Below are 15,818 nucleotides of genomic sequence, written 5' to 3'. Positions count from 1 at the left end.
GGCTCCTCAGAGGTCCTCAGAGGGACAGGGCGGGCTCGGTGGAAGGGGTGTCGATCGGCCGGTCGCCCAGCGTCACGGCGTCCGGGCCACGCCGGGCGGCCCTGGCCAGCAGGACGTAGTTGGTCACGATCAGCGCGGCGAACACGGTCACGAACGCGGTCAGCGAGACCCGCATCTGCGTCTGCGTCAGCGGCGACATCGCCTCCGCCGTGGTCAGCAGGCCGTACACCGCCCAGGGCTGGCGGCCCATCTCGCGGAACACCCAGCCGCCCAGCATGGCGACGAACGGCACCGGGATCATCAGGGTCAGCAGCCAGTGCCACACCCGCAGGCTCCGCACGGCGGGCCGGATGAGCATGAGCACGGCGCTCAACCCGGCGAAGAAGAACATCACCGCGAAGGCGATCAGCATCGTCATGGCGCCGGCGTGCACCCAGCCGGCCGGCGGCAGGTAGTCGCCGGGGCCGTGGGCGGCGGCCAGCTCGGCCTGCGCGGCGGCGATGCGCGAGGCGCTGCCGCTCCACACGGCGGCCTTGGTGGGCTGGAGCGTCTCGAAGCCGAGCCCGCCGAACGTGGCGGTGAACAGCGTCGCGGGCAGCGCCACGCCGATCCCGATCCGCAGCGACTTGCGGAACAGGTCCTGCTCGGCGGTGCGCCTGCGCAGGTGGTACGCGCTGACCCCGGCCACGAAGAAGCCGCCCGTGACCATGGCGCCGCCGAGCACGTGGAAGAACGCGACCTGGGCGGTGGGGTTGGCGACCATCGCGCCGAAGTCGGTCAGCCGCAGCACGCCGTCCGCGAGCTCGTAGCCGACCGGGTGTTGCAGGAAGCCGTTGGAGACGAGGATCCAGAACGCCGAGGCGTACGCGGTGAGCGTCACGACCCAGATCGCCGCCAGGTGGGCCCACCGGTTCAGCTTGTTCCAGCCGAAGATCCACAGGCCCAGGAACGTGGACTCCAGGAAGAACGCCACCAGCGTCTCGATCGCCAGCGAGGCGCCGAAGGTGTTGCCCGCGAACTCCGTCAGCCCGCTCCACGTCAGGCCGAGCTGGAACTCCATCACGAGGCCGGTGGCGATGCCCATGGCGTAGTTGATGATGTAGAGCTGCCCCCAGAACCGGGTCATCCGCAGGTGGACCGGGTCGCGGGTGAGCGTCGCCCAGGTCTGCACGACGGCCACCAGCGTCGCGAGGCCGAGCGTCAGCGCGACGAACAGGAAGTGCGCCCCGGCGGTGAGGGCGAACTGCAGGCGGGCGAGGTCCACGGTGTCCATGGCTCACGATCCTGCGGTGACGGTTCCGCGCGCGGCGTCATGCCCGGGCGGGCACCTGGCGTACTCCGCCGGGTGACAGGGAGCGCGGGACGTACCACCAGGGAGGTACGCGCCCGGGTGTCAGGGCGTGAGCCAGCCCGGGGTGATCATGCCCGCCTCGTAGGCCATGACCACGAGCTGGGCCCGGTCGCGCGCGCCCAGCTTGGTCATGATGCGGCTGACGTGGGTCTTGGCCGTGGCGGGGCTGAGCACGAGCCGGGCCGCGATCTCGTCGTTGGACAGGCCGGCCGCCACCAGCGTCATGACCTCGCGCTCCCGCTCGGTCAGGGCGTTGAGCTGCGGCCCCGGCTCGGGCCGCTGCACCCGGCCGGCGAACTCGGCGATCAGCCGGCGGGTGATGGACGGGGCGATCAGCGCGTCGCCGCGGGCCACGACCCGCACGGCGTGGATCAGCTCGGCCGGCTCGGTGTCCTTGACCAGGAAGCCGCTCGCGCCCGACCGCAGCGCCCCGTACACGTAGTCGTCGAGGTCGAACGTGGTCAGGATGATCACCCGGACGCCGGCCAGGCGGGGGTCGGCGACGATGCGGCGGGTCGCCTCCAGGCCGTCGAGGCGCGGCATGCGGATGTCCATGAGCACCACGTCGGGGCGGTGCCGCCCGGCCTGCTCCACGGCCTCCGCGCCGTCGGGGGCCTCGGCGACCACGTCGATGTCGTCCTCGTCGCTCAGGATGGAGCGGAATCCGGCGCGCACGAGGGTCTGGTCGTCGGCGAGCAGTACGCGGATCATCGGGCTCCGTTCGGGGTGGTGCTGTTCACAGGGGATGGGCGGAGCCGGGGTCAGCTCCGCAGGGGCAGGTCCGCGACCACGCGGAAGCCGCCCCCGGGGCGCGGGCCCGCCTCCAGGGTGCCTCCCAGCGCGGTGGCGCGCTCGCGCATGCCCAGCACGCCGAAGCCGCTGCCCTCGGTGTACGTCGCCCCGGGCCCATCATCCTCCACCCGAATCACGAGATGTCCGGACTTGTTGGTGATGGTGAGCGTGGCTTCGGTCGTCCCGGAGTGCCGGGAGACGTTCGTCAGCGCCTCCCGGACGATGCGCGTCGCCGCCAGGTCGATCTCCGTGGGCACGTCCCCGAGCGGCCCCGACAGCTCGGTGCGCACCGACAGCCCCGTGGCGGCGACCAGCGCGTCCACGCGGGCCAGGCTGTCGGCCGGCCCGGTCGGCGCCTCCTCGTCCACCTGCCGCAGCACGCCGAGCGTGGTCCGCAGCTCGCGCAGCGTCTCCTTGCTCGTCTCCTTGATCGTGCGCAGGGCCGTCTCGGCCTCCTCGGGCCGCTTCTTCAGCCCGTGCAGCGCCGCCGCGGCCTGCACATTGATCATGGAGATGTTGTGGCCGAGCACGTCGTGCAGCTCACGGGCGATGCGCAGCCGCTCCTCGCCGGCCCGCCGCCTGGCCTCCGCCTCCCTGCCGTGCTCGGCCTCCCGTGCGCGCCGCTCGGCCTCCTGGAGGTAGGCGCGGCGGTTGCGGGTGACGCCGCCGAACGCGATGCAGGCCACCACCCAGCCCATGATGGACAGGAACATGCTGTCGTCGATGTGCCGGACGTCCCCGCTCTCGCCGTAGCCGAGGGCCAGCAGCGCGGCGGCGCCCACCGTGCCCGCCGCGACCAGGTGACCCCGGTCGGCGGTGGTGTAGAGCACGACGAACATGAGGATCAGCAGCGGGCCGTCGAGCCGGGCGAACGGGTAGTAGGCGACGACGGCCGCGGTCACGACGACCAGCGCCGCCACCGGGTGGCGCAGCCGGGCGAGCGTGGCGGCCCCGGCGGCCAGGGGGAGGAGCACGTCGAGCGCGTTCAGCCGCAGGTGCGGCCTGAGCAGCGCCGTGACGAGCGTGGCGCCGAGCACGACGGCGACCACGACGACCGAGACGGCCGTGCCAGTCCGGGATGCGCGCATGGCCCCCATTGTCCACGGGGGCCACGCGGGCCCGCCGCGACGGGTGAGAGCGTGACGGCGACGTGCGGGCGGCCTTCGGCTGGGTAGATCAGGAGGATGAGCACTGAGGATGAGCTGCGGCAGGTCGAGGAGGACCTGGTGCGGCTGCGCACGGAGAACAAGGAAGTCCGCCAGCAGATCGGCGAGCTCGGGGCGACCGACCCGATCGAGATCGGCTCCATGATCGCCATGGCGGACGACCAGGAGCAGCTGATCGCCGACCTGGAGCGGCGGCGTGACGAGCTGCGCCGCCGCCTCGGCCAGAACTGACGGCCGGGCCGCTCGTGCCGCGGGAGCCGGCCGCCGGACTGCTCGTGCCGCGGGAGCCGGCCGCCGGGCTCAGGCCCTCGCGGGCGCCGCGCGCAGGGGCGCGCCGACGTCGTGCAGGTGCCGCAGCGCCTGGCCGTACGACTCCAGCACACCCGTCTCCAGGTAGTCCACGCCGATGGACGCGCAGTAGTCGCGCACGATCGGCTGGGCGTGGCGCAGGTTGGGCGCCGGCATGTTCGGGAACAGGTGGTGCTCGATCTGGTAGTTGAGCTGGCCGAACAGCACGTCGCGGAACGGGCCGCCCTTGACGTTGCGCGAGGTCAGCACCTGCTTGCGCAGGAAGTCGAGCTTGTCGGCCTTGGTGAACATCGGCATGCCCTTGTGGTTCGGCGCGAACGTCGAGCCCAGATAGAGACCGAACAGCCCTTGGTGGACGAGCAGGAAGGCCACGGCCCTGCCCGGCGACAGCGTCGCGAACACCACGCCGAAGTAGACCGCGAAGTGCGCCGTCAACAGGACCAGCTCCACCCAGCGCCGCTTGAGCGCCGGGTTGCCGAGCGCGCGGAAGCTGGCCACGTGCAGGTGCCACGCCTCCAGCGTGAGCAGCGGGAAGAACAGGAACGCCTGCCATCGGGCCACGAACCGCGGCAGCCCCCGGCTCTGCCTGACCTGGTCGTTCGACCAGACGATGACCGCCGGCGACACGTCGGGGTCGTGGTCGTCGTGGTTCGGGTTGGCGTGGTGGCGGTTGTGCTTGGCGTTCCACCAGCCCCAGCCGAGGCCGATGCACAGGTTGCCGGCCAGGAGCCCCACGACGTCGCCCGGCCGGCGGGTCCGGAACACCTGGCGGTGCCCGAGGTCGTGGGCGAGGAAGCCGAACTGCGCGAACACCACGGCGAGCACCGCGGCGACGAGGAGCTGCAGCCATGAGTCGCCGGCCCACCAGAACAGGGCCCACCCCCCGGCGTAGGCGGCCACGGCCAGGCAGAACCGTACGGCGTAGTAGACCGGGCGCCGGTCGAGCAGGCCGGCCTCCGCGATCCTCCTGGAGAGGCGCGCGAAGTCGCTGCCCCGCGTGTCGAGCGTGACTGGGTCGGCCACTGGTCTCCTCACTTAGCCGTGGAAAGGTGACCCCCACATTCCCGTATTACGGCCCGGTACGGAAGACGGAAGGTCGTGCTTCGCCGGGCAGCGCCGCGGCAGCGGCCCGGCGCCGTGACAGCGGTATGGCAGGGCCGTGGCAGAGCCCCCTTGCAAGGTGGGGGACATGACAAACGTGCTGATCGTCGGCTCCGGGCCGACGGGACTGACCCTGGGGATCGAGCTGGCCCGCCGCGGCGTCGCCTTCCGGATCGTGGAGCGCTCGTCCGGGCCCGCCGAGGGAGTGCGCGGCAAGGGACTCCAGCCGCGGACGCTTGAGGTGTTCGACGACCTCGGCGTCATCGACGAGATCCTCGCCACCGGCAGCGCCTACCCGCCGCTCCGGAGCTACCAGGGCGAGCAGGTCGTCTGGGAGGGGCGGATGGACGAGCCGCGCGAGCCGTCCCCCGGCGTGCCGTACCCGAACCTCGTCATGCAGCCGCAGTGGCGCACCGAGCGGATCCTCCGCGACCGCCTCGCCGAGCTGGGCGGCCACGTCGAGTACGGCGCGGGCGTCACCGCCGTCGAGCAGGACGCCGAGAGCGTCACGGCCACGCTGGCCACCGGCGAGCGCGTCCGCTGCTCCCACCTCGTGGCCGCCGACGGCGGACGCAGCACCGTGCGCAAGCTGCTCGGCGTCGGCTTCCTCGGCGACACCTACGAGAGCGACCGGGCGGTGCTGGCGGACGTCAGGACCCGCGACCTCGACCGGGACCACTGGCACCTGTGGGGCGACATGGCCGCCAAGGTGCTCCACGTGAGCCTGTGCCCGCTGCCCGGCACCGACGTGTTCCAGCTCGTCGCGCCCTACACCGGCGAGGACGACCCGCGCCGGATCCTGGCCGAGCACGCGCCGCACGTCACGCTGGACGAGGTGATCTGGCGCTCGGAGTACCGGGTCAACGTCCGGATGGCCGAGCGGTTCCGGGTCGGCCGCGTCTTCCTGGCGGGCGACGCCGCGCACGTCCACTCGCCGGCGGGCGGGCAGGGCCTCAACACCGGCGTGCAGGACGCGTACAACCTCGGCTGGAAGCTCGCCCTCGGCGGGGAGCGGCTGCTCGACACCTACGAGCACGAGCGCATGGAGGTCGCCGCGGACGTGCTCGGCCTCAGCACCCGCCTGTACCGCGAGCGCGAGCACAAGCGCGGCGGCGAGACCGACCAGCTCGCGATCGGCTACACCGACAGCCCCCTGTCGGTGGGCGAGCGGGGCGGCGAACGCCTCGGCGGTCCGTTCGACGCGCAGCGCGGCACGCACTTCACGCTGCTCGCCGCCACCGGCCGCGACTACGGGGACGCGGTGCGCGTGCACCCGCCGCTCGACGGCCGGCAGGGCGTCATCCTCGTCCGGCCCGACGGGTACATCGGCTATCACGGCGACGAGAGCGGGCTCAGCGCGTACCTCTCGGGGTGGGGGATCGCGGCGCCCCTGGCCAGCGCCCGTTGAAGGGCGTCCTCGCCCAGGGCGTCACGGCAGCGGGCGAGCAGCGCGGCGTCCCCGGTCACGGCCCCGCCGCGCAGCGCCCGCGCCGCCCCGGCCAGCTCGGCGGCCAGCGGCGGGCCGCAGTGCTCGGCCGCGCCCTCCAGCACGGTCGCGCGGACCGTGCGGTCCGGCGAGGCGTCCATGAGCTCCAGGGCGCGGCGCAGCGGCGGCCAGGGGTCGGCCGACACGCGGGCGAGCTCGACGTTCACCAGAGCCTCGAACTGCGGGGGCGCGCCGTCCAGCAGCGCCAGGGCACGATGCAGCAGCCGGGCGGCCTCCTCCGGATCGCCCGACCGGCGGGCCAGCTCCGCCCGCGCGTGCAGCACCCGCGCCACCGCCAGGGGATCGCCGTCGGCGCGGGCCGCGGCCTCCTCGGCTCCGGCCAGGGTGGCGGCGGCGCCGGCGACGTCACCCGTACGGGCCTGGAGACGGCCCAGCCGGGCGAGGAAGAGGATCGGCCCCTCGGGCGCCTCCAGCCCGGCGATCTCACCGGCCAGCCGCGCGCCCTCCATGGCCAGGGCGATGGCCCGCGCGTCGTCGCCCTCGTTCTCGGCGTCCAGCGACAGCCAGTGCAGCGCGTACGACAGCCCCCACCGGTCGCCGGTCTCCCGGAACCCGGCCAGCGCCGCCCGCAGCGGCTCGCCGGCCTCGGCCGCCGCGCCGAACTCGAACCGCGTGAGCCCGCGCATGAGCTGCGCCGCGGCCCTGGTCCACGGGTCGGGATGGTCGCGCAGCCGTTCGGCGGCCGCCTCGGCGATCTCCACGACGTCGGACGGCGGGACCGGCATCAGCGCGAACGAGGCCACCGCCGCCGGATGGTCCGAGAGGCGGACGGCGTCGTCCGGCCGGTCACCCGTGATCAGCCGGCAGAGCCCGTGGGCCAGCTCCCGGCCCTCCGGCGGTGTGCCGCCCACCCGCCGCAGCACCTCCGCCGCCCGCTCGGCCGCCTCCACGCGCCGTCCCCGGATGCTCCACGGCCACAGCCGGGCCAGGAAGAGCCGGAGCGGGTCATCGGTGCGTTCGAGGGCGGCGTCGAGGTTGCCCTGCTCGGCGTCCAGCAGGGCCAGCCAGTGGAGCTGCCCGCCGGTCCGCAGCCCGGGACCGGCCTCCTCGGCCAGCAGCGTGTAGTACCGCGCGTGGGCGCGGCGCACGTCGGGCAGGTCGGCGGCGGCGTACTGCCTGATGGTCTCCAGCATCGTGTAGCGGTCGCCGGACAGGCCGATGAGCGACTTGTCCACCAGCGAAGCCAGCACGTCCAGCACGTCGAGCACGTCGTCTTCGCCGACCTCGCTCGCGGTGCCGGACGTCTCGCCGTCCCCCCTGCCCTGTGACTCGACTCGGGGCCCGCAGACCTGTGCGACCGCGTCCGCGCTCGCGCCGCCCGCGAACACCGTGAACGCGCGCAGCAGCTCCCGCTCCGCGTCCGACAGCAGCTCCCAGCTCCAGTCGATGACCGCGCGCAGCGTGCGGTGCCGCGGCTCGGCGGTCCTGCCGCCGCGGAAGGCGAGCCGGTCGCCGAGCCCGCGCAGGAGCCGGGCGACGGGCATGGTCCGCAGCCGGGCCGCGGCCAGCTCGATGGCCAGCGGCACGCCGTCGAGCTCGCGGCAGATCCAGGCCGCGTCGCCGGGCTCGACCCGCGCGTCGGGCCGCGCCGCGGCGGCGCGGTCGCGGAACAGCTCCACGGCCGCCGCCTCCTCCAGCGGGAGCACCCGGTGGAGCGTCTCGCCGGGGATGTCCAGCGGCTCCCGGCTGGTGGCCAGGATCCTCAGCTCGGGTACCGCGCCGAGCAGCGAATGCGCCACCCGGGCGGCCTCCTCGACCAGGTGCTCGCAGTTGTCGAGCACGAGCACCGGCCGCGGGGTGCCGCGCAGCGCCGCCACGGCGTCGGTGGTGCGCAGCGCGCCCTCCACCGCGGCGCGCACCCCTCCGGCGGCGGCCAGCTCGACCAGCCACACCGCGCCGTCGAGCGCGTCGGCGGTCTCGACGGCCAGCCGCGTCTTGCCCGCCCCGCCGGGGCCCACGAGCGTCACGAGCCGCGCGCCGTCGCCGGGCGTCGGGGCCGTGAGCAGGGCGCGGAGCCGGGAGAGGTCGTGCGACCTGCCCACGAAGCTCGTCATGCGAGCCGGCATCCGCCCGCCCCGCGACTCCTCAGCGTGCGCTTCCTGCGGGGCGCGGGCCGGGGCGGGCCTCTCTGGAGTGGTGCGGGCCGGGGCGGGCCTCCGCGGGGTGGTGCGGGTGGCGGCGGGCTCCTCGCGCAGTGCCGCCAGGTGCGCCTCGCGCAGCGCGGGCCCGGGATCGGCGCCCAGCTCGTCGGCGAGGCAGGCCCGTGCCCGCTCGAACGCCTCCAGCGCCTCACCCCGCCGCCCGGCCGTCACCAGCGCCCGTACGAGCAGGGCGTGGAACGGCTCCCGCAGCGGATGCTCGGCCACCAGCGCCCGCAGCTCGGCCACCGCCTCCTCGACTCCACCACCCTCGCCCGCCGCGTCGTCGTGCCGTGCCAGGTCGGTGGCGATGCGCGTCGCCAGGGCCGTCAGCCGCAGCTCCTCCAGCCGCGCCGCCGCTCCGGCCGCGAACGGCATCGCCGCCACGTCCGCCAGCGCCGCCCCCCGCCACAGCCGCAGCGCCGCCCGCGCCTCGCCCGCTCGTACGAGCCGCTCGAACTCCCACGCGTCCACCTCGGCGGCAGGCACGTCGAGCGCGTACCCGGCGGGATGCGAGACCACGATCCCCGGCGCCTCGCGCCGCGCCCGGGACACCAGCGACTGCAACGCCGCCGTCGGGTGCTCCGGCGCCTCCTCCGGCCACAGGTCGCCGATCAGCCGGTCGGCCGTCACCACGCGGCCGGGGTCCAGCGCCAGCCGCGCCAGCAGCGCCCGCACCCGGGCGCCCTTGACCGCGGCCCCCGCCACGTGGAGCGGCCCCAGGATCCCGATCCGCATCCAGTCCTCCACCCAGGCGGTTTCCGTCGTCGGGTCCCCATTCTCCCCGCCGCCCGCGGGCCGGGGAGACCCTAGGAGAACGCCTTGTCCTTCAGCCGGGGGAAACGCTGCGCCGTGCGCAGGAACGTCTTGAACCCGAGCCGCCCCAGCAGGCTCTCGCCCACGAACTGGCGGGCGGCGTCGAGCGAGTCGCGCACGGCCGCGAAGCCGTACTCCCGCATCTGCTCCTCGTACCCGGCGATGGCCTCGACGGTCTCGCGCCCGCCGGTCAGCGCCTGGAACAGCAGGCGGGCGTCGCGCAGCGCGGTGTTGGCGCCGATGCCGCGCATCGGCGTCATGCTGTGGATGGCGTCGCCGAGCAGGGTGATGGTGGAGGCCGGCCACGGGTCGATCGGGATCGAGGTGCGGATCGGCAGCAGCGAGACGGTCTCCGGGTCCGACATGGAGACCATCCGGCGCAGGTCCGGGTGCCAGGAGCCGATCATCCGCTCCACCGTGGCCCGCAGCCGCTCGCCGGACATCCCGGAGAGGTCGCTGGGGAAGCGGCCCTCCGCCGCGCCGACGGCCCAGAGGATGTAGGCGCTGGTGTTGTCCATCAGCGCGCCGCCCTGCTCGGTCACGCCGATGCCGTCCACCGGGGCGAGCCCGGTCACGTCGTGCGGGGCCACGAACATGCCCATGCCCTTCGGCGGGATGATGCTGTTCGGCCCGTCGGACAGCCGGGGCGCGATGAGCCGCCGGGTCTCGTCCGTCAGCGGGAACTTGCCGGCCACGGTGGTGATGCCCGTGTCCACGCGCCGGGCGTGCGGGAGGTACTGCGCCCGCACCCGGGAGTTGCCGCCGTCGGCGGCGATCACCACGTCGGCCCGCGCGGTGGAGCCGTCGGCGAAGAACAACTCGATCCGCCCGTCGGGCAGCCGCTCGTAGCGCTCGAAGGTCTTGCCGTAGTGCACCACGTCCTCCAGCCCCGACAGCAGCACCTGGCGGAGCGTGATGCGGCTGACGGAGTGGTGGTCGCCGGCCGGGTCGGCCGCCGGGGGCGTCTCGATCAGGGCGAGGAGGCCGAGCTGCTCGGTGAGGAAGCCGAAGTCCTGGCCGCCTCGGCCGGTGGTGGCCAGGAACGCCTGCCACAGCTCGGGCGGCAGGCAGTCGTGGAGCGCGCGGGCGCCGTTCGGGTCGATGTGGACGCGGTAGCCCTGCACCCGGTCGCCGGGGGTGCGGTCCCGCTCGTAGACGGTCACCTCCCTGCCCGCCTTGCGCAGCCCCTGGGCCAGGCAGAGCCCGCCGATGCCGCCACCGATGATCGCGATGTCGTTGCTCATGGGAACGACTATCAACCATACGGATGATTCTGTCAACCATCCGGATGGATGATAGTCTTCGACGGTGAGACGAGCACCAGAGGAGAAGCAGCGCGACCCCGAGCGCACCAAGGCGCGCATCCTGGAGGCGGCGTTGCGGGAGTTCGCGGCCAAGGGGTTCGCGGGGGCCCGGGTGAGCGAGATCGCGGCCGGCGCCGGGGTCAACAAGCAGCTCATCTCGTACTACTTCGGCGGCAAGGAGGGCCTCTACCAAGCCCTGACCGGGAGCTGGCAGCGCGAGGAGGGGATGTTCGCCGATCCCGGCGCCACGCTGGCCGGCCTCGTCGCCGGATACGTCCGGGCCAACTCCGCCCATCGCGACTACGGCCGGCTCATGGTCTGGCAGGGCCTCACCGACGACGGGCCGCCCGCCCCGGCCATGGAGGAGGACTTCCGGCGCGAGGCCGAGCACCTGCGCCGCCGGCAGGAGGCGGGCGAGCTGCCGGCCGACGTCGATCCGCCGGCCGTGCTGCTCGCCCTGTTCGCCATGACCGCGGCCGGGGTGTCGTTCCCGCAGCTCGCGCGGGCGGTCACGGGGCTGGACCCGGCCTCGCCCGAGTTCGCCGCGTACTACGCGGAGCAGGTCGCGCGCCTGGTCGGCCACCTGGGCGACCGCCCCGGCGCGGCGGCGGCGGAGGAGGGCTAGCGGGTCAGGGGCAGCGGACGACCATCCCCGCGTACGACAGGTTGCCGCCGAAGCCGAACAGCAGCATCGGCGCGCCGCGCCGCACCTCCCCGCGCTCCACCAGCTTGGACAGCGCCAGCGGCACGCTCGCCGCCGAGGTGTTGCCCGAGTCGACCACGTCGCGGGCCACGACCGCGTTGACCGCCCCGATGCGCTCGGCGATGGGCTCGATCATGCGCAGGTTCGCCTGGTGCAGGACCACGGCGGCCAGCTCCTCGGGCGCCACCCCGCCGCGCTCGCACGCCTGCCGGGCGATGGCGGGCAGCCTGGTGGTGGCCCAGCGGTAGACGGTCTGCCCCTCCTGGGCGAACCGGGTGGGCGTGCCCCCGATGCGCACCGCGTCGCCCAGCTCGGGGAACGAGCCCCAGACGACCGGGCCGATCTCCGGCGCGGGCGCCGCGCTCACCACGGCCGCACCGGCTCCGTCGCCGGTCAGCACGCACGTGGTGCGGTCGGTCCAGTCGGTGACCGCCGTCATCGTGTCGGCGCCGATGACCAGCGCGTTCCTGGCCGCGCCCGCGCGGATCGTGTGGTCGGCCGTGGCCAGCGCGTGCGTGAACCCCGAGCACGACACGCCCACGTCCATGACCGCCGCGCCCGGCACGCCGAGGCGGCCCGCGACGATGGCGGCCACGTTCGGCGCGCGGTCGAGCTGGGTGCAGGTCGCCACCAGCACGAGGTCGATGTCGGCGGCGTCCAGGCCGCTGCCGGCCAGCGCCTTGGCCGCGGCGTTCGCGGCCAGCTCCGGCACGCCCTCGCCGGGGGCGCAGACGTGGCGGGTGCGGATGCCCACCCGCTGGGTGATCCACTCGTCGCTGGTGTCCACCATGGCGGCGAGGTCGTCGTTGGTCAGCACCCTGGCGGGCTGGTAGTGGCCGGTGGCGACGATGCGCGATCCGTTCATGCCCGGCGACTATAGCAACCGAACGTTCGGACGCTAAAGTGGCCGCCATGGATTTCGTCCCGCGCCCCCGAGCCCGCATGATGGGCCCATGAGCCCCCGCAGGTCCGTCGCCGAAGCGCTCACCACCCGCTGCGCCATCCTCGACCGCTCCGTGGCCATCGCCTCCGTCGAAGGGCTGGAAGGTCTGACCATCGGCCGGCTCGCGACCGAGCTCGGCATGAGCAAGTCGGGCGTGCTCGGGCACTTCGGTTCCAAGGAGGCGCTCCAGCTCGCGGTGCTGGAGCGGGCGGGGGAGGTGTTCCGCGCCGAGGTGTGGGAGCCGGTCGTGCCGGCCGCGCCGGGGCTGCCGCGTCTCGCCGCCCTCTGCGAGGCGTGGATCTCCTATCTGGAACGCGAAGTGTTCCCCGGCGGCTGCTTCTTCGTGGCCGCCGCCCACGAGTTCGACGGCAGGGAGGGCGCGGTGCGGGACGCGATCGAGGCCCGCTTCGACGCCTGGTCCGCGCGGCTGCGCAAGGAGGCCGGGCGCGCGGTGGAGGCCGGCGACCTGCCGGGCGACACGGACCCCGCCGACCTGGCGTTCGAGCTGACCGGCCTGGTCATGGCGCTCAACCACGCCCTCCAGTTGCACCGCGACCCGCGCGCCGCCGGCCGCGCCCGCCGCGCCGTTCACGCCCGCCTGGGCCCGGTGCGTACGGCGGGCGCCTGAACGAGGGCGGCGGCCAGGCAGGCGACGGGGATCACGGGCAGCACGTACCGGTGGTCGAAGTCCAGGACCGCGACCGGGCCGATCAGCAGGCCCGTCGCCACGGCCCACGGCAGCAGCGCCACGCCGGGCCGCCGCACCGCGGCGATCCCGCCCAGCAGGAGGATGAGGCCCAGGAACGGGCCGCGCAGGTAGGCGGCGTACTGGTAGGCGATGAGGAAGTCCGCGTACGGCGAGACCGACGACAGGCCGCGGATGTCCGGGTCGTACTCCCGTCTGACCTTGTCGACCAGCGGCTGGTCGGGCAGCTCCCAGCGCCCGCTCCTGAAGCCGAACGCCGGGGTGACGCGTTCGGGGTGCGGGATCGGGGTCCAGGAGAAGGCGATGGCGGTGTCGCGCGCGACGTCGCCCAGGTAGTCCAGCGGCTGGGCGAGGATCGCGTCGATCGCGAACGCGCGGGCGAGGTCGTTGTGCGTGAACCGGTCGCCGGGCAGCCGGTTGAGCGAGGCCCCGGGGGACCACACGTACTCGGAGGCCGCGTCCACCTTCGTCCCGTTGGGGCACAGGCGCGCCAGATCGGGCGGCGGCTGGATGCGGGCGCAGTCGGCGAAGGTCATCGTGCGGGCCCACAGGGCGACGCCGTCGGCGCCGCTGATGGCGAAACGGCCGTGGTGCCGGGCGTACCAGGCGGCGTAGCCCGCCAGAGGCAGCGAACCGGCCAGGACCAGCGCCACCAGCGGCCGCCAGCCCACGCGCCGCACGGCCAGCACGAGCACGACGAGCAGCAGCAGCGGCAGCGCGATCGTCCTGGTCAGCGCGGCCAAGGCGAACAGCAGGCCCGCTCCGGCGGCGGCGCGCACGGACAGCCGGGGCGACCACATCAGCACGGCCAGCCCGGCCACGACCAGGAAGACGAACTGCGTGTCGGACAGGACGGCCTGCTCCAGGCGCAGGAAGGAGGCGTCGAACAGCAGCGGCACCGTCGCCGAGGCCGCCACCCAGCCGGGCGCCGACCTGCGGCGCAGCACCGCGTAGAGCAGCATCCCGGTGCCCAGGCCGATGACGTGCTGGACGGCCGCGACCAGCTCCACGCTGTGGAACGGCAGCAGCCCCCGCAGCAGCAACGGGTAGCCGATCGGGTGGAACGTCGCCGACGGGGCCGGGTGCACAGCGGTGTCGAGGTAGGTGAAGGAGTCGTACCAGTAGAGCGTGGCGGGGCGGTAGGCGAGCATCGTCACCACCCGCAGCGCGGCGGCCAGGAGCAGGAGCACGGCGAAGCCGCGGTGGTCGGCGAGGGTGGCGAGGGCGGCGAGGCGGCGCTGCGGGGGCAGCGCCACGCGGGTGTCGGTGAGCACGCGAGATCCGATCGTGGGGGCATGACGGGCTCCGCGCATGCCGAAGACGACGCATGGCGGTGAGGGGAGGCGCGCGCTCGGCCGCGCGCGGTGGTGGGGGCGCGCGCTCGGCCGCGCGCGGAGACGGGGGCGCCGCGCTCAGCCGCGCGGTGACAGGGGGCGCGCGCTCAGCGGCGCGCGCCCCGGGAGGGAACTCTCAGTGCCGGGCCGGGATCAGCAGCGGGCGTCCGGCGCCGGGCCGGGCTGGGCGGTGGGCTCGGCGCCGACCAGCAGGAGGGCCTGGCCGTCGGCGGTCATGACGCCGTCGTGCACGTACCAGCCGCCGGGCGCCGAGGGGGCCGCGGCCTTGCCGGCCTGGATGTACGACGGTGTGACGCCCCGCGCGCGCAGCAGGGCCGAGACCTCGGCGACGCTCTTGTTGACGTGATCCACGCAGTGCAGAGGCTCGCCGGGTATGGCGATGCCGGGCGGCATCTTGTACCTCTCGCCCGGCAGGGCGCGCCTGCCGAGCGTGATCTCGGCCTTCTTGGCGAAGTCGACCGGCACCTTCACGCCGATGGGGCAGCCGGCGAACCGCTCGCACGGCCCCGGGGCGTCGATCGTGGTGATCGGACCTTCCCGGGGCACCAGCTTGCCGGCTCTCAACCGGTCCATGTCGTTGATCACGATGAGCTGGCCCGTCAGGCTCGCGGAGGTCGGCACCACGTCGAGCGTGATGTCCAGGCCCCTGGCCCTGAGCTCGCGCTGGTACACCTCGGGCTCGGCCAGCAGGTCCTTCACCGTGATCACGTAGTGGTCGTCGACCAGTTCGATGTCGAGCGCGGCGGAGGCGGGCGCCTGGGCGATGCCGAAGGACAGCAGGGCCGCCAGCGTGGCCAGGACCGGCACGGCCGCCCACCTGCGCGGGCGGGGAACGGCGAGCCAACTGCGGCGGCGGCGCTCGGGGACGGGGACGGAGGTGATCTCCTCCAGCAGTTCCCGGGCGATCGGCGTCCTGCCGGGGCCGGGATCGGGCGCGATGCCGGCCACCAGGCGGTCGATGTCGTGCATCACATGGCCCCCTTCGTCATAGCGACGGCGCGCAGGCCGATGCGGGCCATGTCGACGCCGGCCGTGTCCAGGTGCTTGGCCAGGCGTTTGCGGGCCCGGTGCAGCCGCAGCCGGGTGTTGGCGCGCGAGCAGCCGAGGACGGTGGCGATCTCGTCGGAGCCCAGCCCCTCCCAGCCGGCCAGCGCGAGGATCTCCCGGTCGTCGGGGCTCAGCCGCGCGAACGCCTCCTGGACGCCCGCCAGGCCGCCGCCGGCCTCCGCGTGCTCCGCCCACACGGCGAGCTGCTGACCGAGCCGCTCCACCAGCTCGCCGCGGCGCGAGTCGGCGCGGCGGCCGTTGGCCAGCACGCGGCGGGCCACGCCGAACAGCCACAGGCGCGCGTCCCGCCCCTCGGGGACGTCGTCCAGGCGGCGCCAGGCCGTGGTGAACGTCTCCGCGAGGGCGTCGGCGGCGTCCTCGTGGGAGTCGGTACGCCGCCGGATGTAGGCGAGGATGTCGGCGTAGTTGGCAACGTAGATCACCTCGAAGCGCTCCTTGCGGTCATGGTGGGTCACGCTGCCTTCTCTCATCCGGTGGGTCCGACATCCCGTACCTGTCCGGACCCGCCGGATAGTTTCACCCCGATTTCTGGCGAATCTTCATTGTCAGACACGGCCTA

14 protein-coding genes are annotated in these 15,818 nt (G+C 74.3%); 4 read left to right on the top strand and 10 right to left on the bottom strand.

Annotated elements, in window-relative coordinates; translation table 11 throughout:
• Positions 1-16: 16 nt before the first annotated feature.
• From HTZ77_RS39200 to HTZ77_RS39190, 3 genes are all read right to left on the bottom strand, one after another.
• Positions 17-1,273 (bottom strand): cytochrome ubiquinol oxidase subunit I, encoded by a 1,257-nt coding sequence (locus HTZ77_RS39200; RefSeq protein WP_175594831.1) that lies wholly within the window; start codon positions 1,271-1,273, stop codon positions 17-19.
• A gap of 120 nt (positions 1,274-1,393) precedes the next feature.
• The gene (locus tag HTZ77_RS39195; protein WP_175594830.1) at positions 1,394-2,062 is read right to left on the bottom strand and encodes a response regulator; all 669 of its coding nucleotides are present in this window, start codon (positions 2,060-2,062) and stop codon (positions 1,394-1,396) included.
• 50 nt (positions 2,063-2,112) lie between these two features.
• The gene (locus HTZ77_RS39190; protein ID WP_175594829.1) at positions 2,113-3,231 is read right to left on the bottom strand and encodes a sensor histidine kinase; all 1,119 of its coding nucleotides are present in this window, start codon (positions 3,229-3,231) and stop codon (positions 2,113-2,115) included.
• A 96-nt stretch (positions 3,232-3,327) separates the two neighbouring features.
• Between HTZ77_RS39190 and HTZ77_RS39185 the strand changes: the two genes are divergently transcribed.
• Positions 3,328-3,540, top strand: a complete 213-nt coding sequence (locus tag HTZ77_RS39185; protein ID WP_175594828.1) for a hypothetical protein — start codon at positions 3,328-3,330, stop codon at positions 3,538-3,540.
• Between the two features lie 69 nt (positions 3,541-3,609).
• On the opposite strand, the gene HTZ77_RS39180 is transcribed toward HTZ77_RS39185, so the two are convergent.
• Positions 3,610-4,641, bottom strand: a complete 1,032-nt coding sequence (locus HTZ77_RS39180; protein WP_175594827.1) for a fatty acid desaturase family protein — start codon at positions 4,639-4,641, stop codon at positions 3,610-3,612.
• Between the two features lie 166 nt (positions 4,642-4,807).
• Here HTZ77_RS39180 and HTZ77_RS39175 point away from each other — a divergent pair, with 166 nt between their 5' ends.
• Positions 4,808-6,127, top strand: a complete 1,320-nt coding sequence (locus HTZ77_RS39175; protein ID WP_175594826.1) for an FAD-dependent monooxygenase — start codon at positions 4,808-4,810, stop codon at positions 6,125-6,127.
• Here the strand turns inward: HTZ77_RS39175 and HTZ77_RS39170 are convergent.
• Complete coding sequence (locus tag HTZ77_RS39170; RefSeq protein ID WP_175594825.1) at positions 6,052-9,102, bottom strand: AfsR/SARP family transcriptional regulator; 3,051 nt, start codon at positions 9,100-9,102, stop codon at positions 6,052-6,054. The two genes, HTZ77_RS39175 and HTZ77_RS39170, sit on opposite strands and share 76 nt — an antisense overlap.
• A gap of 71 nt (positions 9,103-9,173) precedes the next feature.
• Positions 9,174-10,424: an FAD-dependent oxidoreductase gene (locus HTZ77_RS39165; RefSeq protein ID WP_205304521.1), complete on the bottom strand. Its 1,251-nt coding sequence runs from the start codon at positions 10,422-10,424 to the stop codon at positions 9,174-9,176.
• Between the two features lie 64 nt (positions 10,425-10,488).
• Here HTZ77_RS39165 and HTZ77_RS39160 point away from each other — a divergent pair, with 64 nt between their 5' ends.
• On the top strand, positions 10,489-11,109 hold the full coding sequence (locus HTZ77_RS39160; protein WP_175594823.1) for a TetR/AcrR family transcriptional regulator: 621 nt from the start codon (positions 10,489-10,491) through the stop codon (positions 11,107-11,109).
• 4 nt (positions 11,110-11,113) lie between these two features.
• Here HTZ77_RS39160 and HTZ77_RS39155 read toward each other — a convergent pair whose 3' ends face one another.
• Positions 11,114-12,052: a beta-ketoacyl-ACP synthase III gene (locus HTZ77_RS39155; protein WP_175594822.1), complete on the bottom strand. Its 939-nt coding sequence runs from the start codon at positions 12,050-12,052 to the stop codon at positions 11,114-11,116.
• Positions 12,053-12,140: 88 nt separating this feature from the next.
• Between HTZ77_RS39155 and HTZ77_RS39150 the strand changes: the two genes are divergently transcribed.
• Positions 12,141-12,758, top strand: coding sequence for a TetR/AcrR family transcriptional regulator (locus tag HTZ77_RS39150; protein WP_175594821.1), 618 nt, complete (start codon positions 12,141-12,143; stop codon positions 12,756-12,758).
• Here the strand turns inward: HTZ77_RS39150 and HTZ77_RS39145 are convergent.
• From HTZ77_RS39145 to HTZ77_RS39135, 3 genes are all read right to left on the bottom strand, one after another.
• A complete protein-coding gene (locus HTZ77_RS39145) occupies positions 12,719-14,110 on the bottom strand; it encodes a hypothetical protein (protein ID WP_175594820.1) in 1,392 nt (463 codons plus the stop codon). The two genes, HTZ77_RS39150 and HTZ77_RS39145, sit on opposite strands and share 40 nt — an antisense overlap.
• 213 nt (positions 14,111-14,323) lie before the next feature.
• Complete coding sequence (locus HTZ77_RS39140; protein WP_175594819.1) at positions 14,324-15,160, bottom strand: hypothetical protein; 837 nt, start codon at positions 15,158-15,160, stop codon at positions 14,324-14,326.
• The gene (locus tag HTZ77_RS39135; protein ID WP_175594818.1) at positions 15,160-15,714 is read right to left on the bottom strand and encodes an RNA polymerase sigma factor; all 555 of its coding nucleotides are present in this window, start codon (positions 15,712-15,714) and stop codon (positions 15,160-15,162) included. Before HTZ77_RS39135 ends, HTZ77_RS39140 begins: the two co-directional genes overlap by 1 nt.
• Positions 15,715-15,818 lie beyond the last annotated feature (104 nt).

The organism is Nonomuraea montanisoli, assembly GCF_013363975.1.
Classification (GTDB): domain Bacteria; phylum Actinomycetota; class Actinomycetes; order Streptosporangiales; family Streptosporangiaceae; genus Nonomuraea; species Nonomuraea montanisoli.
Note: the sequence above shows the minus strand (reverse complement) of the source record. Positions and strands in the feature narration are given on the sequence as shown.

Coding starts and splice junctions, on each gene's coding strand:
- HTZ77_RS39165 (WP_205304521.1), bottom strand. CDS start 10,424: ATGAGCAACGACATCGCGATCATCGGTGGCGGCATCGGCGGGCTCTGC.
- HTZ77_RS39195 (WP_175594830.1), bottom strand. CDS start 2,062: ATGATCCGCGTACTGCTCGCCGACGACCAGACCCTCGTGCGCGCCGGA.
- HTZ77_RS39190 (WP_175594829.1), bottom strand. CDS start 3,231: ATGCGCGCATCCCGGACTGGCACGGCCGTCTCGGTCGTCGTGGTCGCC.
- HTZ77_RS39175 (WP_175594826.1), top strand. CDS start 4,808: ATGACAAACGTGCTGATCGTCGGCTCCGGGCCGACGGGACTGACCCTG.
- HTZ77_RS39150 (WP_175594821.1), top strand. CDS start 12,141: ATGAGCCCCCGCAGGTCCGTCGCCGAAGCGCTCACCACCCGCTGCGCC.
- HTZ77_RS39185 (WP_175594828.1), top strand. CDS start 3,328: ATGAGCACTGAGGATGAGCTGCGGCAGGTCGAGGAGGACCTGGTGCGG.
- HTZ77_RS39140 (WP_175594819.1), bottom strand. CDS start 15,160: ATGCACGACATCGACCGCCTGGTGGCCGGCATCGCGCCCGATCCCGGC.
- HTZ77_RS39200 (WP_175594831.1), bottom strand. CDS start 1,273: ATGGACACCGTGGACCTCGCCCGCCTGCAGTTCGCCCTCACCGCCGGG.
- HTZ77_RS39170 (WP_175594825.1), bottom strand. CDS start 9,102: ATGCGGATCGGGATCCTGGGGCCGCTCCACGTGGCGGGGGCCGCGGTC.
- HTZ77_RS39155 (WP_175594822.1), bottom strand. CDS start 12,052: ATGAACGGATCGCGCATCGTCGCCACCGGCCACTACCAGCCCGCCAGG.